This is a genomic window from Lysobacter auxotrophicus (assembly GCF_027924565.1).
Lineage (GTDB): Bacteria > Pseudomonadota > Gammaproteobacteria > Xanthomonadales > Xanthomonadaceae > Lysobacter_J > Lysobacter_J auxotrophicus.
In genome coordinates this window covers 291,066-311,917 of record NZ_AP027041.1, presented here as the reverse complement: position 1 = coordinate 311,917, position 20,852 = coordinate 291,066, and the positions used below count along the sequence as shown (strand labels likewise).

21 protein-coding genes are annotated in these 20,852 nt (G+C 69.9%); 12 read left to right on the top strand and 9 right to left on the bottom strand.

Features of this window, described 5'->3' with window-relative positions; all coding sequences use genetic code 11:
- The first annotated feature begins 338 nt into the window (after window positions 1-338).
- Genes LA521A_RS01395 through LA521A_RS01385 form a run of 3 tightly spaced genes read left to right on the top strand, consistent with a single transcriptional unit; the run spans window position 339 to window position 3,120 of the window.
- Window positions 339-1,526, top strand: coding sequence for a beta-ketoacyl-[acyl-carrier-protein] synthase family protein (locus LA521A_RS01395; protein WP_281782157.1), 1,188 nt, complete (start codon window positions 339-341; stop codon window positions 1,524-1,526).
- Window positions 1,523-2,299: a beta-ketoacyl synthase chain length factor gene (locus LA521A_RS01390; RefSeq protein WP_281780608.1), complete on the top strand. Its 777-nt coding sequence runs from the start codon at window positions 1,523-1,525 to the stop codon at window positions 2,297-2,299. Before LA521A_RS01395 ends, LA521A_RS01390 begins: the two co-directional genes overlap by 4 nt.
- Window positions 2,296-3,120 carry a glycosyltransferase family 2 protein gene (locus tag LA521A_RS01385; protein WP_281780607.1) on the top strand — a complete coding sequence of 275 codons (825 nt, stop codon included), beginning with the start codon at window positions 2,296-2,298 and terminating at the stop codon, window positions 3,118-3,120. Before LA521A_RS01390 ends, LA521A_RS01385 begins: the two co-directional genes overlap by 4 nt.
- A 57-nt stretch (window positions 3,121-3,177) precedes the next feature.
- Here LA521A_RS01385 and LA521A_RS01380 read toward each other — a convergent pair whose 3' ends face one another.
- The 9 genes from LA521A_RS01380 to LA521A_RS01340 form a co-directional block, all read right to left on the bottom strand.
- Window positions 3,178-3,681 (bottom strand): DUF4156 domain-containing protein, encoded by a 504-nt coding sequence (locus tag LA521A_RS01380; RefSeq protein ID WP_281780606.1) that lies wholly within the window; start codon window positions 3,679-3,681, stop codon window positions 3,178-3,180.
- Between the two features lie 77 nt (window positions 3,682-3,758).
- Window positions 3,759-4,502, bottom strand: coding sequence for a 3-oxoacyl-ACP reductase FabG (gene fabG, locus LA521A_RS01375; protein WP_281780605.1), 744 nt, complete (start codon window positions 4,500-4,502; stop codon window positions 3,759-3,761).
- Window positions 4,499-4,894 carry a hotdog family protein gene (locus LA521A_RS01370; RefSeq protein ID WP_281782156.1) on the bottom strand — a complete coding sequence of 132 codons (396 nt, stop codon included), beginning with the start codon at window positions 4,892-4,894 and terminating at the stop codon, window positions 4,499-4,501. The genes fabG and LA521A_RS01370 overlap by 4 nt, the downstream gene beginning before the upstream one ends.
- Window positions 4,895-4,950: 56 nt before the next feature.
- Entirely contained in the window at window positions 4,951-7,293 is a 2,343-nt protein-coding gene (locus tag LA521A_RS01365) for an MMPL family transporter (RefSeq protein ID WP_281780604.1), read from the bottom strand.
- An 11-nt stretch (window positions 7,294-7,304) separates the two neighbouring features.
- The gene (locus LA521A_RS01360; protein WP_281780603.1) at window positions 7,305-7,979 is read right to left on the bottom strand and encodes a LolA-related protein; all 675 of its coding nucleotides are present in this window, start codon (window positions 7,977-7,979) and stop codon (window positions 7,305-7,307) included.
- Window positions 7,885-8,877, bottom strand: a complete 993-nt coding sequence (locus LA521A_RS01355) for a lysophospholipid acyltransferase family protein (RefSeq protein ID WP_281780602.1) — start codon at window positions 8,875-8,877, stop codon at window positions 7,885-7,887. Before LA521A_RS01355 ends, LA521A_RS01360 begins: the two co-directional genes overlap by 95 nt.
- Entirely contained in the window at window positions 8,874-9,170 is a 297-nt protein-coding gene (locus tag LA521A_RS01350) for an ApeI family dehydratase (RefSeq protein WP_281780601.1), read from the bottom strand. Before LA521A_RS01350 ends, LA521A_RS01355 begins: the two co-directional genes overlap by 4 nt.
- 41 nt (window positions 9,171-9,211) lie before the next feature.
- Complete coding sequence (locus LA521A_RS01345) at window positions 9,212-9,913, bottom strand: COG4648 family protein (RefSeq protein WP_281782155.1); 702 nt, start codon at window positions 9,911-9,913, stop codon at window positions 9,212-9,214.
- 23 nt (window positions 9,914-9,936) lie between these two features.
- Window positions 9,937-10,206, bottom strand: a complete 270-nt coding sequence (locus LA521A_RS01340; RefSeq protein WP_281780600.1) for an ApeE family acyl carrier protein — start codon at window positions 10,204-10,206, stop codon at window positions 9,937-9,939.
- A gap of 157 nt (window positions 10,207-10,363) precedes the next feature.
- Here LA521A_RS01340 and LA521A_RS01335 point away from each other — a divergent pair, with 157 nt between their 5' ends.
- The 9 genes from LA521A_RS01335 (at window position 10,364) to cysW (ending at window position 20,758) form a co-directional block, all read left to right on the top strand.
- Window positions 10,364-11,815 (top strand): NAD(P)/FAD-dependent oxidoreductase, encoded by a 1,452-nt coding sequence (locus LA521A_RS01335; protein WP_281780599.1) that lies wholly within the window; start codon window positions 10,364-10,366, stop codon window positions 11,813-11,815.
- Window positions 11,816-11,829: 14 nt separating this feature from the next.
- On the top strand, window positions 11,830-12,837 hold the full coding sequence (locus LA521A_RS01330) for a chorismate transformation FkbO/Hyg5 family protein (protein WP_281780598.1): 1,008 nt from the start codon (window positions 11,830-11,832) through the stop codon (window positions 12,835-12,837).
- A 647-nt stretch (window positions 12,838-13,484) separates the two neighbouring features.
- Window positions 13,485-13,733: a hypothetical protein gene (locus tag LA521A_RS01325; RefSeq protein ID WP_281780597.1), complete on the top strand. Its 249-nt coding sequence runs from the start codon at window positions 13,485-13,487 to the stop codon at window positions 13,731-13,733.
- A 381-nt stretch (window positions 13,734-14,114) separates the two neighbouring features.
- The gene (locus LA521A_RS01320) at window positions 14,115-14,438 is read left to right on the top strand and encodes a post-PEP-CTERM-1 domain-containing protein (RefSeq protein WP_281780596.1); all 324 of its coding nucleotides are present in this window, start codon (window positions 14,115-14,117) and stop codon (window positions 14,436-14,438) included.
- On the top strand, window positions 14,435-16,099 hold the full coding sequence (locus LA521A_RS01315) for a PA domain-containing protein (RefSeq protein ID WP_281780595.1): 1,665 nt from the start codon (window positions 14,435-14,437) through the stop codon (window positions 16,097-16,099). Before LA521A_RS01320 ends, LA521A_RS01315 begins: the two co-directional genes overlap by 4 nt.
- 246 nt (window positions 16,100-16,345) lie before the next feature.
- On the top strand, window positions 16,346-17,806 hold the full coding sequence (locus tag LA521A_RS01310; RefSeq protein ID WP_281780594.1) for an OprO/OprP family phosphate-selective porin: 1,461 nt from the start codon (window positions 16,346-16,348) through the stop codon (window positions 17,804-17,806).
- Window positions 17,807-17,840: 34 nt separating this feature from the next.
- On the top strand, window positions 17,841-18,851 hold the full coding sequence (locus LA521A_RS01305; protein ID WP_281780593.1) for a sulfate ABC transporter substrate-binding protein: 1,011 nt from the start codon (window positions 17,841-17,843) through the stop codon (window positions 18,849-18,851).
- 187 nt (window positions 18,852-19,038) lie between these two features.
- Window positions 19,039-19,908: a sulfate ABC transporter permease subunit CysT gene (cysT, locus tag LA521A_RS01300; protein ID WP_281780592.1), complete on the top strand. Its 870-nt coding sequence runs from the start codon at window positions 19,039-19,041 to the stop codon at window positions 19,906-19,908.
- Window positions 19,901-20,758, top strand: coding sequence for a sulfate ABC transporter permease subunit CysW (gene cysW, locus LA521A_RS01295; protein ID WP_281780591.1), 858 nt, complete (start codon window positions 19,901-19,903; stop codon window positions 20,756-20,758). The genes cysT and cysW overlap by 8 nt, the downstream gene beginning before the upstream one ends.
- Window positions 20,759-20,852 lie beyond the last annotated feature (94 nt).

The window sequence follows — 20,852 nt, the reverse complement described above, 5'->3', positions numbered from 1 at the left end:
CTCTCCTACCGGGAGAGGGATTGGGTCGCGAAACGTGGCCCGCGCTCGCGGCACCGAGTCTTTGCTCTGGTAGCCCGGGTAAGGCCGGAGGCCGCACCCGGGGAACGTGCCCGGCGCCACTGCCCAGGGTGCGCTTCGCTTACCCGGGCTACCAAAGCGCGAAGCGCCGGGCACATCGGCGCTTCACCTCAATCCGACATCCCCTCCACGCCCCGTGAATACGGCGGGGCGCCACGGTCCCGCACGGAGGCCGTCACCACCCCGCTGGCTATACTTTCGCGACCTTCGCCCGGGAATCTTTCGTGCCGTCCACGCTTCCGCCGTCCACCGTCCGCCGCATGTCGCCCCTCGCGATCCGTGCCTGCACCGCGACCAGCGCCGTCGGCCCCGGGCGGGATGCGCTGGCGACGGCATTGCGGGAAGGCCGCAGCGGCCTGCGCCGGAACGATTTCGGCGATGCCGATGCCGGGCGCCTGGACTGCTGGATCGGCCGCGTCGACGGGCTCGAATCCATCGCCCTGCCCGCGGCGCTGGAGCCGTGGGATTCGCGCAACAACCGCCTGGCCTGGCTCGCGCTGGAACAGGACGGCATGCGCGATGCGATCGACGCCGCCGTCGCGCGACACGGCGCCGACCGCATCGCGGTGATCGTCGGCACGTCGACGTCCAGCATCGGCAGCACCGAGGCGGCGTACACCGCGCTGGAGGACGGCGAGTTCGCCGAGCCCTACGCGCGTCCGCACGTGCACACGCCGCATTCGCTGGGCGAGTTCGTGCAACAGGCCACCGGACTGCGTGGACCGTGCATCACCGTGGCGACCGCGTGCTCGTCCAGCGCGAAGGTGTTCGCGCAGGCCGCGCGCCTGATCGACGCCGGCCTGGCCGACGCCGCGCTGGTCGGCGGCGTCGACACGCTCTGCGGCAGCGTGCTGTTCGGCTTCAATTCGCTGCAACTGGTGGCGAGCGAACCCTGCCGTCCGTTCGATGCGACGCGCAACGGGTTGTCGCTCGGCGAGGCCGGCGGCTTCGCGCTGCTCGAACGCGCGAGCGAGGGCGACACCGGCCTGCAGTTGCGCGGCTATGGCGAATCCAGCGACGCGCACCACATGTCCTCGCCGCATCCGGAAGGCCTCGGTGCACGGCTGGCGATGCGCGATGCGCTCGCGCGCGCCGGCATCGACGCGGACGAGGTCGGTTACCTCAACCTGCACGGCACGGCCACGCCGGCGAACGATTCCGTCGAAGCCGCCGCCGTCGCCTCCGTCTTCCCCGACGCGTTGCACGCCAGTTCGACCAAGGGCTGGACGGGGCACACGCTCGGCGCGGCGGGCATCGTCGAATCGACGATCGCGCTGATCGCGCTGGAACGCGGCGAACTGCCGGGCACGCTCGGCAGCGACACGCCCGATCCCGCGTGCGGTCCGCAGATCCGCTTCGCGTCGCAACGCGCGCAGATCCGCTACGCGATGAACAATTCCTTCGGTTTCGGCGGCAACAACTGCTCGCTGGTGTTCGGTCGCGCATGAGCCGTCTGGAAGCAAGGATCGAAGGCATCGGCTTCTGGACGCGGGGACTGCCCTCGTGGACGGCGGCGCGCGAATTCGCGGCCAGCGGCACGCAGCCGCCGGATGCGCCATCGCGTCCATCGCCGCAACTGCTGCCCGCGAACGAACGCCGCCGCGCGCCGGAAACCGTCGCCATCGCGCTCGAAGTCGCCATGGCCGCATGCGAAGCCGCGTCGCGCGACCCCGCATCGCTGCCGTCGGTGTTCGCCTCCACGCACGGCGAACTGGCGATCACCGATTACATGTGCACGACGCTGGCGGCCGATCCGCGCGCGTTGTCGCCGACGCGTTTCCATAACTCCGTGCACAACGCCGCCGCCGGTTACTGGACGATCGGTACCGGCGCGATGCAGCCGGCGAACGCGGTCAGCGCGTACACGGCGAGCTTCGCCCAGGGGTTGATCGAAGCGCTGACGCAACTGCATGACGCCGACGCCGTGCTGCTGGTGGCCTACGACGGCCAGTCCGCGGGCCCGTTGGCGAAGATGGCGCCGAGCGAAGGCCTGCTCGGCGGCGCGCTGGTGCTGTCGCGCGACGGCGCCGGCCCACGCCTGCAGGCGCGCCTGGTGCCGGCCTCGACGCAATCGCCCGCCACCGGTCCGCTGGCGCGTTTCGCGTCGGCCAACGCGATGGCGCCGATGCTGCCCCTGTTCGATGTACTCGCGCGCGGCGAAGGGACGGCGGCGTTGCCCGCCGGCGCTGCGCACGACCTGCTGGTGGAGGTGACCCCGTGACCCATCCGACCCTGAGCCGCGACGACGTCATCGTCGTGATTCCCGCACTGAACGAAGCGCTGCGCATCCGCGACGTGGTCATCGGTGCGCTCGCCGAATGCCCGCGCGTGCTGGTGATCGACGACGGTTCCGACGACGGCACCGCCGAGCGCATCGCCGACCTGCCGGTGACCGTGATCCGCCACGAAACGCGCATGGGCAAGGGCGCGAGCCTGCGCGACGGCTTCATGCACTCGCTGCGCATGGGCGCGCGCGCCATCGTCAGCATGGACGGCGATGGGCAGCATCTGCCCAGCGACATCCCGCGGCTGATCGCCGCGGCGAACCGGCATCCGGGTTACATCGTGATCGGCGCGCGCCTGCGTCGCCGTTCGCAGCAGCCGATCTATCGACGCCTCGCCAACGAGTTCGCCGACTGGGGCATCGCGTGGGGCACGGGGTACCAGCTCGCCGACAGCCAGAGCGGGCAGCGCCTGTATCCGGCAGCGGTGGCCGCGCTTACCGACGTGCCCGGCGAGGACTTCGTGTTCGAGGCGCAGATCCTGATTTCCGCCGCGCAGCAGCTGGGCACGCGCTGCGTGTCGGTGCCGATCGAGTCGCGCTACAAATGCGTGCACAGCGACGAGCAGTTCCGTCCGAGCCATTTCAAGCCGCTGCGCGATTTCTCGCGTATCACCTCGCACGTGGTGTTCGGCGTGCTCCGGCGCGGCGGCGTGCCGGACATGTATCGCCGGATCCGCGAGAACCCGGTCGTGATCGACGACCCGACGGGCGAGTTCGCACCGCCGCCGATGGGCGTGGTGCAGACGCGCTCGTCGTAGCCGCGTCGCCCCCAAAAGCATCATCCCCGCTTTCGCGGGGATGAGGTCACGCTCGACTCACTTCACCGGTTGCGCCGGCGGCGCGGCCGGCGGAGGCGTCTGCGGCGCGGTGGCAGGCGGCGGGTTGGCGACGTAGATGGCCACGGCCTGCGCGAACTTCTTGGTCGGCGAGATGTTCACGCCGATGCCGCCGGAGCTGAAATTGCCGCCGTGGTAGCCGCCGTAGCTGCCGCCGCCCACGCCGACGCCCACGCTGCTGCCGCCGCCCGTGTCCTGCGTGCCCATGAACAGCACGCCGTTGGCGCCCAGCTTCGCGGCCTCGGCGCGCAGCTTGGCGATCACGTCGTTCAGCTTGTTCTGCTCGCCGTAGGTGAAGCTGCCGCTGGCCGTCTCCAGGCGCGCGATTTCCTCGAAACCGCCCGGCGGCGGCGTGTAGTACACGCGCACCTGCGACGGGTCGATCGGCGTGCGCGGCGTGCCGGTGACCAGCTGCGAGGTGGACGAACAGCCGGCCAGCGCGGCCAGTGCGAGTGCGGCAAGGATCGAAGCGATGCGGCGCATGGCGGCGCCTCCGTGTTGGGTTGCGGCGATCCTACGACACGGGCGGTCGTGCGGAAGCGAACGACGCCGCCGTCCGTTCAGGTCATCCCGCCGTCGATGCCGATCACCTGCCCGTTGATGTAGGCGGCGCCGTCCGAGCACAGGAACCCGATCAGCGCGGCGACCTCGTCCGGCTGGCCGGGGCGGCCGGCGGGGACCAGCTGTTTGATGGCCTCCGCCGGGAAGGCCGCGTCGGCCATGCGGCCCTCGATCACGCCTGGCGCCACCACGTTGCAGGTGATGCCGCGGCTGCCCATCTCGCGCGCCAGCGACTTGGTCGCGCCGTGCAGCGCCGCCTTGGCCGCGGCGTAGTTCGCCTGGCCCCGGTTGCCCAGCACCGCCGCCACCGACGACACGCTGACCACGCGGCCCCAGCGCGTGCGCGCCATCGGCAGCAGCAGCGGCTGGGTGACATGGAAGAAACCGTGAAGGGACACGTCGACCACGCGCTTCCACTTCGCCTCGCTCATGCCGGCCATCGGGCCGTCGTCGTGCACGCCGGCGTTGTTGACGACGATCTGGATCGGGCCAGCGTCGAGCAGCGTCGCGATCGCAGCCTGCGACGCCTGCGCATCGGCCACGTCGAATGCGACCGCCTGCGCCGATCCGCCTGCCGCGCCAATGGCGTCGACCACCGCCTGCGCGCGCTCGACGTTGCGGTTGGCGTGCACGATCACCTCGCAGCCGTCGGCGGCCAGGCGGCGGCAGATCGCGCCGCCGATGTCGCCGCTGCCGCCGGTGACCAGCGCGCGACGCGGGCCGGTGGGTTTGCGTGCGCTCATGCGGACTCTCCGGAAAGCGAATGCAGCACCGCGGCGCGGCCGCTCGCAAGCGTCGCGCCGTCGTGCGTGATGAGGAAACGGTACTGGCTGCCGGACGCGTCGGCCATCAGGCATTGCGCGTGCACGTCGATGGCGCCGGGGAGATCGTCGATGCGATCGACCTGCAGCACAAGGTCGCGCAGCGCGACGAGCATGCCGGGCCGCACGCCCTCGCCCGCCGCACGCGCGAGCAGCCCGCCGTGCACGGCCATCGCTTGCGCGCCGTATTCGCCCAGGTGCACGGCGTGCAGCCGGTCGCGATGTCGCAGCGGATGCGCGACGTCGCGATGGTTGAACGCGCGCAGCCGGATCGACTGCGCGTCGAACTCGACCACTTCATCCCACAGGCACATCGCGCCGCCATGCGGCACGAGCGTGAGGACCTCCTCGCGCGCGATGGTCGCCGCCGTCACGCCGCTTCCCTCACGGGTTCGCGCACGATCAGCAGCGCCAGCACGAAGTTGAACGCCACGCCGAGCGCGACCGTGCCGCCGATGGCGCGCAGCACCGGAATGCTCGACAGCGCGAGCAACGCGAACACCAGCAACGTGGTCAGGCTGCACACGATCACCGCGTGCAGCGTGCGCAGCTGTTCGGCGCGATCGTCGCCGGCGTGGTCGAAGAACAGCGCGTAATCCAGGCCCAGCCCCGCCGCGAGGATCAGCGACACCAGGTGGAAGAGGTTCAGTTCGACGCCGAACGCGCGCAGCACGGCGAGGATCAGCAGTGTCGTCAACGCCATCGGCGCGAGCACGCGCAGCACGCGACGCGGCGAGCGCAGCGCGAACCACACGGCCGCGGCGAGCAGCACCGCGGCGAGCGCCAGTGCCCACAGCACGCGTTCGCGATACTGCGCGACGAGCGATTCGGACGCCTGCTTCAGGTCGAGCAGCTGCGCGCCGTTGGCGTGCGCCACGCGCGCGACGGCGGCGGGATCGCGCAATCCGGACAGCGCGACGAGCGCGATGGCGTGGCCTTCGCGCTGCAGCAGCAGGCCTTCGGTGCTCGCCGCCAGCGGCGTTCCGGCCAGATCGGCCGTCGTGATCGGCGGTGCGGCGCGCGCCGTGGCGATGTCGCGCACGAAGTCGTCGAAGGCGTCGTCGTTGAATGCGCCGCCGGCCATCGCATCGGCCAATGCGGTGCGCAATTCGGCGTCGGTCGGCAGCTTTTCCTGGCGCGCGCGTTGCGTCGCCGCACTCGGCAGGTAGCGCGCGGCGAGATCGAATCCGCCGATGACGCCCTTCGCGCGCAGGTCCTCGAGCGCACCGAGCATGCGTTCGGACGACTGCAACGCCTGTTCGGCGTCGCGCGACTGCAGCGCGATCACGTAACGCACGTCCGGCGCGCCGAGTTCGGCACGCAATTGCGCGTCCTGCGCCAGCGCGGCCGACGGCACCGGCGTAAGTCGCGCGAGGTCGTTCTGCCAGAACGTGCCCGGCGCGAACGCCACGACGAGGGCAGCGATCGCGGCGACAATGCCCGCGGAAAGCGCGTTCATGCGCGGCCAGCGCGCCAGCGCGTTCCAGTAACGCGCGAGCCAGCGCGAATCGGCGGCATCGTGCGGCGACGGATCGATCAGCGCCGGCAGCAGGAAACGCGTCGCGAGCGCCGCCGTCGCCAGGCCGACGACCGTGAACACCGCGAGCTGCTGCAGGCCATCGACGCCGGAAACGAGGAAGGTCGCGTAGGCGATGCACGTCGAGGCGACGCCCGTGCCCAGCGTCGGCCACAGCGCGCGCGCACTCGCCCACGGCGACACGCCGGCGCGTTGGTGACTAAACAGATGGATCGGATAGTCCTGCACCACGCCGATCAGCGTGAAGCCGAACGCGACGGTGATGCCGTGCACGCCATCGAACGCGAGCGCCACGGCGCCAAGGCCCGCGAGGCCCGCACTCGCCAGGGGCAGGCCGCCCAGCAGCGGCGCCTTCCAGCTGCGGTACGCGATCCACAGCAGCAGCACGAACACCAGCGAATCGATGGTGCCGATCAGGCTCGCCTCGCGCGCGGTGCGTCCGCCGATCTCGACGGAGAACGCGCCGGGACCTGTCAATGTCAGCGCGGTTTTCGAGTTCCCACGCACCGCATCGAACGCGGCGTGGATCGCGTCGACGGCGATCTGCTGGCCTTCCGGATCGAAGCCGGCCGCATGCGTTTCGATCGCAAGCAGCGCTTGGCGTCCTGCACGATCGAACCACACGCCGTGCAGCCGTTGCGGCGCATTCGCCGGTTGCCACGCCTGCGCGAGCTTCAGCGTTTCCAGCGTCGGGTCGGACGGCAGCAGCGGTTCGATCATCGCCGCCGCGGGCGAACCGAGATCCTGCACGCGCGCGTCGAGCTCGCCGCGCAGGAATGCGGCATCGAAGCGCTGCGTGTCGAGCGTCGGCGACAGCAGGTAGCGGTACGGACGCAGGCGCGGCGGGATCGCGTCGAGCCCGAGGTCGGCGCCGTTCGCCACGAGCTTGAACGGCACGTCCACGCCGACGCGCGTGGCGAGCAGGCGCTCGCGCAGCGCCTGCGATTGCGCCGCGAGCGTCTGTGGCGCCTCGCCCGACAGCGAAAGCAGCAGCAGGCGCGAGCCCGGACCTTCGCCGAGTTCGTCGATGAGCAGCTTCTGCGCCGGCGTCTGCGGCGCCGGCATGAACTTGCGCAGGTCCCCGCTGAGCTGCACGCGCGGCGCGACGAACAACGCGAGCAGCGCGAGCAGCGCCAGCCACAGCAGCGCCAGCGCGAGCCGGCGCGTCGCGCTCATCGGTCGTCCGCTCATCGTGCGGGCGCGCCTTCGCACAGGGCGGCGAGCGCGGCGGCGTCGGTAGCCCTGGCCGCGTCCTGCGCCGCGCCGGCGAGCAGCGTGCGCTGCACGTCGCCCTTGCCGGCCGGACGCGTCTGGATGCAGCGCAGTTCCGCGCCGCGGCCGAACAGCTGGATCGCGTGCAGTTTCGACGCGAGCGCGGCGTCCTTCGGCGTCATCGTCAGCGTCCAGCGCTGGCGCGTGCCGTCGGCCTGCAGGCGGTAATGCGCCTGCAGCGAGGCGTGGTCGCCACCGAGCAGCGCGCCGAAGCTGTTCTGCAGGCCGGCCAGTTCCGGCACGCGCGAGAGCGAGAACGTGCGCGGCGATTGCCCGGCGCGTTCGATGGTCGCCTCGCCGGCGTGCAGCGTCGTGGTTTCGGCATACGGCGAGCGCACTTCGCGCACGAGCGTGTCGGCGTCGGGACGGCGGTACTCGCCGGTGAGGCGCAGCGGCGTCTTCAGCAGTTTCGAACCGCGCACTTCGACGAAGGGCGTGCGCGCCGGCGCGGGGCGCGCGATCTTCGCCAGGATCCAGTCGGCCTCGACCGGCGCGTCAGCCGGCGCGGCGCAGATCGCCGCGCTGGACAGCAGCAGCGCCGGCGCCAGTCGCCTCGCCCAGGTGCGTGAGTGAGGAGTCGTCCGCTGCATCGTCGCCCTGCCAGAAATCGTAGAAGTTGAACCAGTTGTAGGGCGCGCGGCGCACGTGGTGCTGCAGGCGCGCGGCGTACTCGCGCACGAGTGCGGCGATCCGTTCGCCGCGCTGCCGGCGCGGGATGTCGAGCCCGTCGCTGAATTCCTCGAACACCAGCTCGTAGCGGTTATTGCCGCGATACAGCCCGAACGCCAGCATGATCGGCACCTTCAGCGTGGCGGCGAGCGACCACGGGCCCGACGGCAGCGCCGCATCGCGCCCGAGGAACGGCACGCGCACCGTGGCATCGCCGGCTTCGGCGCGATCGACCAGCAGCGCGACGAGCTCGCCGCGCGCGAGCGCTTCCTGGATCGCCAGCACGATCGACACGCCGTCCTGCCCGGCGTCGATGACGTCGCGCGCGAGCTGCGGGTTGAGCGCGTCGAGCAGGCGCGTGATGGCCTGGTTGTGCGCGACGTCGAGCACGATGCGCACGCGCAGCGCGGGACGGGTGAGCGAAAGCACGCGCAGCGCGTCGAAGCTGCCGTGGTGGGAACCGAAGATCAGCACGCCTTCGCCGCGGTCCACGCGTGCGGCCAGCGCCGGCAGGCCGACGGTGGCGATATCGAAACGCGACAGCTGCCCGCTGAGCAGGAACACGCGATCGAGGATCGTGGCGGCGAAGGTGTGGATATGGCGCGCGACGTCCCACAGCGTGGGCGTGCGATCGAGCACACGGGACAGGTAGGCGCGCGAGGCGCGGCGTTCGGGTCCGCGCACGAACAGGAAATACAGCGTGATCGGGTACAGGCACAGGCGCGCGACCGGGCGGCCGCCATAACGCGCGATGCTGCGGATGATCCACAGCGCGACGTAGCCGCCGCCTTCGGGGCGCTGTTTCCAGTGCGAACTCATGCCGCGGCCCCGGCGTCGTGCGCGAGGATCTCGCCGCTGGCGATCAGCGTCGCCTCGCGCAGCACGCGAAAGCGCCAGCGCGGCGCAGCGCCGTCGAGTTCGATGCGCGCGCTCTCGCCCGGCAGCAGCGGCTGCAGGAACTTCACCTGCGGCAGGCGCAATGCGCGCAGCGGGCCGTGCGCGGCTTCGATCGCCTCGACCACGCGCTCCAGCACGACCACGCCGGGCACCAGCGGCCGACCGGGGAAATGCCCGGGCAGGCTGGGATGGTCGGCGGAAATGGTGAAGTCCATGCGTGGCGGCGGCTGCGCGAAGGTGCGCTCAGGATACCGGGCTAGTCGAACAATCCACGCCAGAACCGCGGCCCCAGCGCCGCCATCTGCCGCAGGAAATCGAAGAAATGCCGGTACGGGCGATGCGGGAACAGCCAGCGCCGCAGCATGTATTCGCCGACGAAGAAGCCGCCGACGATGCCGTAGTTGAGCAGGTTGGCGAACAGCGACCACGCCTCCTGGCCGATGGAAACCGGCGAGGGATGCCCCAGGCGCACGAGCACGCCGTCGGGCACGGCGATCAACGCCAGCACGCCGTTGGCGATCGCCAGCGCGGCCAGGACATAGGCCCACGCGGCAGTCAGCTGGCGGGAATAGCGGTACAGCGGCGCCGGCAGCGTGGCCGGCTCGCAGCCTTCCATCGCCGCGACGATCCGCGTGATCAGCGCCTCGCGCGGCGCTCGCAGGCTGCGCCAGAACATCCACGCCACGAAGCCCACGAACAGCATCGGCGGAGCCAGCAGCAGCATCTGCGCGTACGGCGTCTGCGCGAGCCACGCCAGCGCGGCGCCGCACGCGACGAGCACGGCCCAGGCCCACGCCTGGCCGTGCATCAGCGGGGCGACCAGGCACAGCGCGACCAGGTCGGCCATCGCGATGGCGGCCGGCACGCCGCCGCCGTCGTGCGTGGCCCAGTGCGCCAGCAGCGGGTACGCGACGGCCAGCGCGATGGCGGGAATGGCGCGAACCACGGCCGATGCCATGCCGTCGCGCGCCCAGGCGGCGCTCACGCCGCGCGGCGCTGTTCGATGTGCGCGGCCAGCGCGCGCAGCGAGGCGAAGATGCGACGGTTCTCGTCGCTGTCCGAACGCAGCTGGAAGCCGTACTTGCCGGAGATCGCCAGCGCCAGTTCCAGCGCGTCGATCGAATCCAGGCCCAGGCCTTCGCCGAACAGCGGGCTTTCCGGGTCGATCTCGCCCGGGGCGACGTCCTCGAGGTTCAGGCTTTCGACCAGCAGCTCCGCCAGTTCGCGTTCGACGGGACTTTGTTCAGACATCGGGATTTCCGCTACAAGGCATATCGAGGGACGCCACGATCCGGCATCGGCGCGTCGCGCGCAACCGTCCGGGCCGGGCGGCGGCGCCCCGCGGCGCCGTGCCGCCGGCCCGGCCCGTTCCACGGGGCGGACGCGGCCCTTCCCTTATGATTGGCGCATGACCGACACCGTCCCAGGGCCCGGCCGCGCAAGCGCCTCGCCGGCCGAGCTGAACTCGCCCACCGACACCCCGACAGCATTGCAGGCCGACGTGCTGGTGATCGGCGGCGGCCCCGCCGGCACCACCGCCGCCACGATGCTCGCCCGCAAGGGCTGGAGCGTCCTGCTGCTGGAGAAGGACGCGCACCCGCGCTTCCACATCGGCGAATCGCTGCTGCCGATGAACCTGCCGATCCTCGAACGCCTGGGCGTGCTCGACCAGGTGAAGGCCATCGGCACCTTCAAGCCCGGCGCGGAGTTCCCGATCGTCAACGACGACGGCACGCCGATGGCGCCGGACAACGAGGGCGCCGACCAGTACAACACCTTCCGCTTCGAGCGCGCGCTCAACCCCGCGTTCGGTTACGCCTACCAGGTCAAGCGCGAGGAGTTCGACCAGTTGCTGTTCCGCAACGCGCAGGCCAATGGCGTGGACGCGCGCGAGAAGCACAAGGTCGAACGCGTGGAATTCGGCAGCGACGGCCGGCCGTCGATCGCGCATGCACGCGATGCGCAGGGCAACGCGTTCACGGTGCGCGCGCGCTACATCGTCGATGCGAGCGGCCGCGACACGTTCTTCGGCAACCAGCTCAAGCTCAAGAAGAAGAACGCGCTGCACCAGTCGGCGGCGATCTTCAGCCACTTCACCGGCGTGGAGCGCCGCGACGGCGAGGACGCCGGCAACATCACCGTGCAGCGCTTCGCGCACGGCTGGATGTGGCTGATTCCGTTGCGCGACGGCGTGATGAGCGTGGGCGCGGTGTGTTTCCCCGAATACCTCAAGCAGCGCCGCGGCGAGAACGAAGCGTTCCTCATGAAGACGCTGGCGTCCGAGCCGCAGGTGAAAAAGCGCATGGCCAACGCCCAGCGCGTCGCGCCGGTGCACGTCACCGGCAACTACTCGTACACCTGCGAGCGCATGCACGGGCCGGGCTGGGTGATGGTCGGCGACGCGTACGCGTTCGTCGATCCGGTGTTCTCCTCCGGCGTGTACCTGGGCATGAACAGCGCCGAGCAGGCCGCGCAGGTGGTCGACGGCGCGCTGCGCGATCCCGCGCGCGAAGCCGCACTGCAACGCGAGATGGACACGCGCCTGAAGCGCGGACTCAAGCACTTCCAGTGGTTCATCTACCGCTTCACCACGCCGGTGATGCGCCACCTGTTCAACCATCCGCGCAATGTATGGCAGGTGGAACAGGCGGTGATCTCGATGCTCGCCGGCGACGTGTTCGACAACCCCGAAGTGCTCAAGCGCCTGCGCCTGTTCCGCTTCATCTACAACGTGACGGCGATCCGCATGGCGCCGCTCGCGCTGCGCGGCTGGCTGAAACGGCGCCGCCAGGTCGGCGTGGACGTCGGCCTGCACGGCGCCGCCGACACGCTGCAGCCGGGACCGGAGCGCGCGCAGTGAGCGCGGTGCATCCCATGCCCTTCCACGAGCCGCGCTGGTCGGTGGAATACGTGCACGCGACGCCGGAGTCTGTGCTCGTGCAGCCCGACGTGCTGGCGGTCATCGCGTTCGGCACGAAGGCGCCGCACCACGACGACCCGCGTTACCTGCGCGTCGCGCTGGAGCCGCACGGCGATGCGCCGCTGGAAGTCTGGCGCGCGGGCGGCCCGGTGCAGCGCGGTCGCGACGGCGACGTCGCGTGGGCCGACGACGGGGCGCTGCTGTTCGGCGCGATCGAACTGGACGAGGGCGAAGCCGATCCCACGCGTCGCGGTTCGGACATCGAGGCCACCGCCGATCGCCTGTATCGCCGGCTGATCGAATTCGTGCAGCAGCGCGGCACGCCGCACCTGCTGCGCGTGTGGAACTACCTGGACGGCATCACCGTCGGCGAAGGCGACATGGAGCGTTACCGGCAGTTCTGCGTCGGTCGCGCGCGCGGACTGGGCGAGGTCGATCCGCACACGCTGCCCGCGGCTACCGCCATCGGCCAGGTCAATCCGGAAGGCGCGCCGCGACGCCTGCAGGTGTACTGGCTCGCTTCGCGCGTGCCGGGCACGCCGCTGGAGAATCCGCGCCAGATCAGCGCCTACCGCTACCCGCGCCAGTACGGGCCGCAGCCGCCGAGCTTCGCCCGCGCGATGCTGCCGCCGGCCGGCAGCACGATGCCGCTGATGCTGTCGGGCACGGCGGCCATCGTCGGCCACGAGTCGCAGCACGCCGACTCGGTGGCGACGCAGCTGGACGAAACGCTGGCGAACTTCGACAGCCTCATTGCCGCCGCCCGCGCGCAATGGCCGTCGCTGCCGGCCCGCTTCGGCGCGCATTCGCCGCTGAAGGTGTACGTACGCGACCGCGACGAACTCGAGATCGTGTCGCGTGCGCTCGACGAACGCCTGCCGCCGGAAGTCCCACGCGTCGTGTTGCACGCGGCCGTGTGCCGTCGCGAGTTGCGCGTTGAGATCGATGGGGCGCATGGGTAGGGTTTTGTTTGTGATTCGTGATTCGCAGCAGCTTCGCCGAAGCCGTCATCCCGGCGAAGGCCGGGACCCAGGCCCGTAACGCCCGGGCACCCTCACTACGGCGAACCACGATCACCGTCATTCCAGCGAACGCTGGAATCCATGTTGATTTTCGAAGCCTGCGTTGCGTCGGATCGAAGCAACAGCGCAGCGCTGTAACGCAGCGGCCAGTCACCGCATCCGCTTCGTTGCCCCTCACCCCAACCCCTCTCCCGAAGGGAGAGGGGCTTCAAACCGTCATCCCGGCGAAGGCCGGGACCCAGGCCCGTAACGCCCGGGCACTTTCATCACGGCGAACCACGATCACCGTCATTCCAGCGAACGCTGGAATCCATCTTGATGTTCGAGCCTGCGTTGCGTCGGATCGAAGCAACAGCGCAGCGCTGTAACGCAGCGGCCAGTCGCCGCATCCGCTTCGTTGCCCCTCACCCCAACCCCTCTCCCGAAGGGAGAGGGGCTTCAAGCCGCTTCGCACTCCACCACCGGCACTTCATTCCGCGAATCGCCCGTTCCATCGCCCCGCGCTATCGCCGCGACGCATCGCCCACTAAGCTCCACATCGCTGCGCCTGTCGCACGCACGCCCGCCAACCACAAGGAGTCACCGCAATGGGTCTGATCAGCCTGCTCTGGGGCATCGTCGCCATGATCTGGATGGTCATCGCGCTGATTCCGCTGCTGGGATGGGGCAACTGGCTGCTGATTCCGTTCGCGTCCGTCGGCGCGATCATCGCGGCCATCGGCATCGCGTTCACCAGTCCGGGCAACCGCGGTCGCGCGAAGACGGGGCTGGTGCTCAACGGCATCGTGATCCTCGTCGGCATCGTGCGACTGGGCATCGGCGGCGGCATCATCTGAGCATCCGCGCGCGCGTCCGCCGAGGCGCGCGTGACGACGTCCTTCACATGCGCGGTCCGTACGCGCACGCATGCATGGCCGCATTTTTCCGCTGAATACGTGGGCCGCGCGATGTTGCGGCGCAAGCTTGTCGCGTGCGTGGAAGCAGGCGCATAGTCGGCCTGGGCTGAAGGGGGAAGCCCATACCCAATCCCCACTGCCGGTTCTTCGCGATGGCCATCGCGAGGGCGGAACCGGCCGGGGGCATATCACCTTCAGATCGGGACGTGACCCATGAAAAGGATCGGATCCGCGCTTTGGTTGTCCGGTGTAGCGCTTGGATTGTGCTTCAGTGTCCACGCCGCAGAACCGCAGTCCACGCATCAAGTAACCGTCGCCGGCGTGAAGGTCGGCATCGACGCGGAAACCGGGCGCCTTCGTCCGCTCACCGCCAGCGAGAGCGCGCAGCTGGACCAGGCGCTGACGCAGGGTCAGCAGGCGAAGATCGCGCCGGGCATGGCGAAGACGTTCGCCGCGCCGCGCGACGCCGCCGCCGCACGTTCGACGGTGCGCAAGGCCGCGCACGGCGGCGTGTCGGTGAAGGTTCCCGAATCGATGATGAGCACCGTCGTCGCGCATCGCGACGCATCGGGCCAGCTCGTCGTCGACCACGCCGAACCGTCGAACGATTCTGTCGAAGCCCACAACGAGGAGCTGCTGAAATGAGAAAGCATCTTCTCGCCTGCGCGCTCGCCCTCGGCAGCGCATTCGCATTCAACGCCTCGGCCGCGCAGCTGATGCTGCTCAACGGCGATGCCGGCACCGGCCTGGGCCTGGACGATCCCACGGCCGCCACGCCGGTCGGTCTGAATCCGGGCACGACGGTCGGCCAGCAGCGCCAGATCGTCTACCGCTTCGCGATGGACCTGTGGGGCGCGGTGCTCAAGAGCGACGTGCCGATCAAGGTCGGCGCCTCGTTCCAGCGCCTGAACTGCACCGCCACCGGCGCGACGCTCGGCTCGGCCGGCGCGAACTGGATCGATCGCGATTTCCCGAACGCGCCGCGTCCGGGCATCTGGTACCACGCCGCGCTCGCCGACTCGATCGCCGGCGTCGACCTGGACCCGGTGCCGGACGATCCGGCCGACATCGTGTCGCGCTTCAACGGCGACCTCGGCAAGCCCGACTGCCTGGCCGGCACGACGTGGTACTACGGCCTCGACGGCAAGACGCCGGCGGGCTCGATCAACTTCCTCAACGTGGTGATGCACGAAATCGGGCACGGCCTGGGCTTCCAGGGCTTCCTGGACAAGTTCACCGGCCAGTTCGGCGACTTCGACGGCACCGGTCCGCGTTCGGACACCTACACGCAGTACGCGTACGACAACGTGCTGAACATCGGTTTCAACGATCCGGCCAGCACGCCGGCGCAGCGTGCCGAAGTGATGAAGACGTCCGGTCGCCTGGTGTGGTCCGGCCAGCGCGTGAAGAACGAAGCGGCGCTCGTGCTCGACAACCGCCAGTACTTCACCGTGACGGCGCCGGCGGGCATCGCCGGGCGTTACCTCTACGGCACGGCGAGCTTCGGCCCCGTGGCGACGCCGGCGAACTTCACCGGGCAGGTGGTGCTCGGCGTGGATGAAGCCAACGCGGCCGGCCCGACCACGGGCGACGCGTGCACGCCGCTGACCAACGCCGCGGCGGTGGCCGGCAAGATCGTGCTGGTCGATCGCGGCACCTGTGGCTTCGTGGTGAAGGCCGCGAACGTGCAGGCCGCCGGCGGCATCGCGATGGTCGTGGCCGACAACGCCGCGGGCAGCCCGCCGCCGGACCTGGGCGGCAGCGATCCTAACATCACGATCCCGGCGATCCGCATCACCCTGGCCGACGGCAACACGTTCAAGGCGAACCTGCCGGTGAGCGTGACCTTCGATGTCGATCCGGTGCTGCTGCAGGGCGCCGACGACACCGGTCGCGTGCGCCTGTACGCGCCGTCCGTCGTCGCCGCGGGCTCGACGTTCTCGCACTACGACACCGCGCTGTCGCCGAACGCGTTGCAGGAACCGTTCGACACGCCGACGGTGCAGGCGCAGTACAACGTCGACCTCTCGCCGGCGCTGTATCGCGACATCGGCTGGAAGGTGAACAACGGCGATGCGCGCATCGGCAAGTGCAACACGACTGTCGACGTGCTCGAGCCGGGTGGTTTCATCGTCGGCGCGAACGTGCAGGCGTGGAACAACCTGTGCAAGACGTCCGCGAAGAACCCGGGCAAGTACGTGCAGTGCATGGTCGATCTGCAGCAGCGACTGCGCAACGCGCACCTGATCCATCCGCTGCAGGGTGCGGCGATCCTGGTGTGCACGGCGACGAACCTGCGTCCGTAACGGACCCGGCAGTCGTGCGATTGGAAACCGGCGCCGAAAGGCGCCGGTTTCTTTTATGGCACCGCCGCGGCGCCCGGCGCCCCCCCCCCCGGCTTCACGCCTCGTTAGCGCCCGCACCCCATCTCATACCCCTTCGGCATGACCGCATGACGCACGCGCCTTTGTGCGGGGCGGGACGGCCGGCGACAGTCGCGCCGTGCCGCCGGAGATCCCGGAGGCCGCCCCTCCCCTGCCCGGATACCCGCCATGCCCAGCATCCGAACGCGAAGATCGTCCGTCCCCGCGCTTGCCGGCAGTGCGCTGGCCTGCGCGATCGCGATCGCCGCCCCCGTCCACGCGCAATCGAACGCGCCGCTCACGGTCGAAGAACTGACGCGCCGCCTGCAGGCGATCGAGCAACGCCTCGGCACCGCGCCGGCCGGCGATACGGTCGACGCCAACGGCCTGGCCGACCTCGACCAGCGACTGCGCGTGATCGAACGCAAGCTCGACCTGCAGGCGGAAGAAGCCGAGGCGCGCGTCGCGAGCACGCCGGTGGTGAGCCTGAGCGCGAACAAGGGCCTGTCGATCAAGTCGCCGCCGCCAGGCGATGTCGAGCTGAAATTCCGTGGCCTCGCGCAGGCCGACGGCCGCTTCTACATCGACGACGACGCCAATCCGCAGAACGACACCTTCCTCTGGCGCCGCGCGCAGCTCACGCTGGAAGGCAGCTGGGGTCCGCTGCTCGCCTTCCGCATCACGCCGGAACTCGCCGGCGACAGCGTCACGCTGCTCGATGCCTGGGCCGACCTGCGCTTCAGCCCCGCAGCCACGCTGCGCATCGGCAAGACCAAGGCGCCGGTCGGCCTGGAACGATTGCAGGCGAGCAACGCGACCGAGGCGATCGAACTTGGATTCCCCAGCGAACTCGCGCCGGGCCGCGACATCGGCGTGCAGCTGCAGGGCGAACTCGCCAAGGGCACGGTGAACTACGTCGTCGGCGCCTACAACGGCACGGTCGACGGGCGCGATGCGGCGACGACCAACCCGGACAACAACTTCGAATTCGCCGGCCGCGTGTTCGTCGAACCGTGGAAGAACGACGCGAGCGCGCTGTCGGGCCTGGGCTTCGGCATCGCCGGCAGCCAGGGCGACAAGGAAGGCGCCGGCAACAATTTCCTGCCGCGCTACCGCACGCCGGGCCAGGTGCAGTTCTTCAACTATCGCAGCGCGGTCATCGCCGATGGCGAACAGACGCGCTGGTCGCCGCAGGCGTACTACTACCGCAATGCGTTCGGCCTGCTCGGCGAGTACATCAGCTCGAAGCAGGAGGTGCTGCTGCCCACGACCGGCGCACGCGAAGCGCTCGACCACCGCGCGTGGCAGCTGCTCACCGGCTTCGTGCTCACCGGCGAAGACGCGGGGTATCGCGGCGTCGCGCGGCCTAACCATCCTTTTACGGTGGGCGGCGCAGGCTGGGGCGCGTGGGAACTGGTGGCGCGGTACGGCGAACTGGAGATCGACGAGGATGCCTTCCCCGTGTTCGCCGACCCGAACGCCGTGGCGCAACGCGCGAAGAGCTGGGGCCTGGGCGTGAACTGGTACCTCACCGGCAACTTCAAGCTCGTCGCCAACTACACGCAGACCGACTTCGACGGCGGCGCCGCAGCCGGCGCCGATCGCGAGGACGAGAAGGCCTTCTTCACGCGCGCCCAGTTCTCGTTCTGACCCTTTCGACTTTCGCCCATCAGGACACCACCCCATGAAAACCCTGATCCGCAATGCGGCGCTCGGCCTCGCGATGGTGCTCGCCACCGGGCTGGCGCACGCGAAGGACGTACAGCTGCTCAACGTGTCCTACGACCCGACGCGCGAGTTCTACGCCGAGGTGAACCAGACCTTCGCCGCGCAATGGAAGCAGCAGACCGGCGAGGCGCTCAGCATCCGGGCCTCGCACGGCGGCTCCGGCAAGCAGGCGCGCGCGGTGATCGACGGGCTGGAAGCCGATGTCGTCACGCTCGCGCTCGCCGCCGACATCGACGCCATCGCCACCAACGGCAAGCTGCTGCCCGCCGACTGGCAGAAGCGCCTGCCGCATAACAGCGCGCCGTATACCTCGACGATCGTGTTCCTGGTGCGCAAGGGCAATCCGAAGCAGATCCGCGACTGGGGCGACCTGGTGAAGCCCGGCGTGGGCGTCATCACGCCGAATCCGAAGACCTCCGGCGGAGCGCGCTGGAACTACCTCGCCGCGTGGGCGTGGGCGTCGCAGGAGTACCGCGACGGCGACAAGGTCGTGGATTACCTCACGCGCCTGTTCAAGAACGTGCCGGTGCTCGATACCGGTGCGCGCGGCGCGACGACGACGTTCGTCGAGCGCGGCATCGGCGACGTGCTGCTCGCGTGGGAGAACGAGGCGCTGCTCACGCTCAACGACGCCGACACGCGCGACAAGTTCGAGATCGTCGTGCCCAGCCTGAGCATCAAGGCCGAACCGCCGGTGGCGTGGGTCGACAAGAACGTCGATCGCCACGGCACGCGCAAGGTCGCCGAGGCCTACCTGCGTTTCCTCTACACGCCCGAAGGCCAGCGTCTGGCGGCGAAGCACGGCTACCGCCCGGCCGAGCCCGACAAGGTGCCGGCGGCGGACCTGTCGCGTTTCCCGAACGTGAAGCAGGTGACGATCGACACCGCGTTCGGCGGCTGGAAGAAGGCGCAGGCGGAGCATTTCGCCGACGGCGGGTTCTTCGACAAGATCTATCGGCCGCGGTGATGCGGTGATGCCATCCGCGCTCTTCCTCCGTCATTCCCGCGAAGGCGGGAATCCAGCCGTCCGGTGCGTCACTGCCTTCGAAGGCCTTGATGCGTCGTGCAGATGGATCCCCGCCTTCGCGGGGATGACGGAGAACGGGGGCGATGACGTCACCGCACCATCAACGCGCGTTGCATTCGGGTAATCCATGTCCACCCTCGCCCTTCCCGCCCTCATCACCCGCCGTGGCCGACGCCCGTTGCCGGGCTTCGGCCTGAGCCTCGGGCTCGGCCTCGCGTGGCTGAGCGTGGTGGTGCTGTTGCCGCTCGCCGCGCTGGCGATCCGCGCGGCGGGGCTCGGCGTGGACGGCTGGCTGCGCGCGATCCAGGACCCGCGGGTGCAGGCGTCGCTGAAGCTGAGTTTCGGCGCGTCCTTCGTCGCCGCGCTCATCGCTTCCGTCGTCGGCGCGCTCGTCGCGTGGGTCGTCGTGCGGTATCGCTTCCCGGGTCGGCGCCTGCTCGATGCGCTGGTCGATCTCCCGTTCGCCCTGCCCACCGCCGTCGCCGGCATCGCGCTGACGGCGATCTATTCGGCGAACGGCTGGGTCGGGCAGTTCACCGAACCGCTCGGCATCCGGATCGCCTACACGCCGATCGGCATCACCATCGCGCTGATCTTCATCGGCCTGCCATTCGCCGTACGCACCGTGCAGCCGGTGCTGGAAGCGCTCGGCCGCGAGCAGGAAGAAGCGGCCGCATCGCTCGGCGCATCGCGCCTGACCACGCTGCGCCGCGTCGTGCTGCCCGAACTCACGCCCGCGCTGCTGACCGGCTTCTCGCTCGCGTTCGCGCGTGCACTGGGCGAATACGGGTCGGTGATCTTCATCGCCGGCAACCTGCCGTACAAGACGGAAATCGCGCCGCTGCTCATCACGATTCGCCTTGAGGAATACGACTACGCCGGCGCGATCGCGATCGCCGCGTTGCTGCTGGCCGCATCGTTCGTCTGCCTGCTGGCGATCAACGCCATTCCGCTGCTGTTCGCGCACGAACGAAAGGGAGCCAGGCGCGATGTCTGACGCACGCCACCGCGACGACCTGCAGGAGCCGGCATGGCTGCGCGTCGTGCTCATCGCGCTCGCCGTGCTGGCGATGCTCGCGCTCGTCGTGCTGCCGCTGCTGATGGTGCTCGGCGCGGCCTTCGGAAAGGGCTTCGGCGCGTGGCTGGAGTCGCTCACCCAGGCCGACGCGGTGTCCGCGTTGAAGCTGACGCTGTTCACCGTCGCGATCGTCGTGCCCGTCAACGCGATCTTCGGCACCTTCATGGCGTGGGCGGTGACGCGTTTCGAGTTCCGCGGAAAGCAGCTGCTGCTGTCGCTGATCGACCTTCCCTTCGCCGTGTCGCCGGTGGTCGCGGGCCTGTGCCTGGTGCTGCTGTTCGGCTCGCACGGCTGGTTCGCCGAACTGCTGCGCGAGTACGACATCAAGATCCTCTTCGCCCGCCCCGGCATCGTGCTGGCGACGCTGTTCATCACCTTCCCGTTCGTGGTGCGCGAGCTGATCCCGCTGATGCAGCAGCAGGGCGCGGACGAGGAACTCGCCGCGCGTTCGCTCGGCGCCGGCGGCTGGACGATGTTCCGTCGCGTGACGCTGCCCAACATCAAATGGGGCCTGCTGTACGGCGTGCTGCTGTGCTCGGCGCGCGCGATGGGCGAGTTCGGCGCGGTGTCGGTGGTGTCCGGGCACATCCGCGGGCTCACCAACACGCTGCCGCTGCACATCGAGATTCTCTACAACGAGTTCGACAGCACTGGCGCCTTCGCGGCCGCCTCGCTGCTCGCCGGGCTCGCCCTGATCACGTTGATCCTGAAGTTCTGGCTGGAGTCCCGCCATGGCGACGCCCTTGCGAAATCCCATCGTCGGCACTGAGCCGGCCGACCTCGCCGCGACGCGCGCCGCCCGTCGCGTGACGGCGGCGCATTCGACCGCGCCGGCCGGACCTGTCACGCTCGGCGCCGGCACT

Excerpts from the sequence above, each read along its gene's own strand:
- LA521A_RS01360 (WP_281780603.1), bottom strand. The coding sequence starts at position 7,979 with ATGCAGCGGACGACTCCTCACTCACGCACCTGGGCGAGGCGACTGGCG.
- LA521A_RS01305 (WP_281780593.1), top strand. The coding sequence starts at position 17,841 with ATGAAAACCCTGATCCGCAATGCGGCGCTCGGCCTCGCGATGGTGCTC.
- fabG (WP_281780605.1), bottom strand. The coding sequence starts at position 4,502 with ATGAGCGCACGCAAACCCACCGGCCCGCGTCGCGCGCTGGTCACCGGC.
- cysW (WP_281780591.1), top strand. The coding sequence starts at position 19,901 with ATGTCTGACGCACGCCACCGCGACGACCTGCAGGAGCCGGCATGGCTG.
- LA521A_RS01335 (WP_281780599.1), top strand. The coding sequence starts at position 10,364 with ATGACCGACACCGTCCCAGGGCCCGGCCGCGCAAGCGCCTCGCCGGCC.
- LA521A_RS01325 (WP_281780597.1), top strand. The coding sequence starts at position 13,485 with ATGGGTCTGATCAGCCTGCTCTGGGGCATCGTCGCCATGATCTGGATG.
- LA521A_RS01390 (WP_281780608.1), top strand. The coding sequence starts at position 1,523 with ATGAGCCGTCTGGAAGCAAGGATCGAAGGCATCGGCTTCTGGACGCGG.
- LA521A_RS01330 (WP_281780598.1), top strand. The coding sequence starts at position 11,830 with ATGCCCTTCCACGAGCCGCGCTGGTCGGTGGAATACGTGCACGCGACG.
- LA521A_RS01395 (WP_281782157.1), top strand. The coding sequence starts at position 339 with ATGTCGCCCCTCGCGATCCGTGCCTGCACCGCGACCAGCGCCGTCGGC.
- LA521A_RS01315 (WP_281780595.1), top strand. The coding sequence starts at position 14,435 with ATGAGAAAGCATCTTCTCGCCTGCGCGCTCGCCCTCGGCAGCGCATTC.
- cysT (WP_281780592.1), top strand. The coding sequence starts at position 19,039 with ATGTCCACCCTCGCCCTTCCCGCCCTCATCACCCGCCGTGGCCGACGC.
- LA521A_RS01345 (WP_281782155.1), bottom strand. The coding sequence starts at position 9,913 with ATGGCATCGGCCGTGGTTCGCGCCATTCCCGCCATCGCGCTGGCCGTC.
- LA521A_RS01355 (WP_281780602.1), bottom strand. The coding sequence starts at position 8,877 with ATGAGTTCGCACTGGAAACAGCGCCCCGAAGGCGGCGGCTACGTCGCG.
- LA521A_RS01370 (WP_281782156.1), bottom strand. The coding sequence starts at position 4,894 with ATGTGCCTGTGGGATGAAGTGGTCGAGTTCGACGCGCAGTCGATCCGG.
- LA521A_RS01365 (WP_281780604.1), bottom strand. The coding sequence starts at position 7,293 with ATGAGCGCGACGCGCCGGCTCGCGCTGGCGCTGCTGTGGCTGGCGCTG.
- LA521A_RS01380 (WP_281780606.1), bottom strand. The coding sequence starts at position 3,681 with ATGCGCCGCATCGCTTCGATCCTTGCCGCACTCGCACTGGCCGCGCTG.
- LA521A_RS01340 (WP_281780600.1), bottom strand. The coding sequence starts at position 10,206 with ATGTCTGAACAAAGTCCCGTCGAACGCGAACTGGCGGAGCTGCTGGTC.
- LA521A_RS01310 (WP_281780594.1), top strand. The coding sequence starts at position 16,346 with ATGCCCAGCATCCGAACGCGAAGATCGTCCGTCCCCGCGCTTGCCGGC.
- LA521A_RS01350 (WP_281780601.1), bottom strand. The coding sequence starts at position 9,170 with ATGGACTTCACCATTTCCGCCGACCATCCCAGCCTGCCCGGGCATTTC.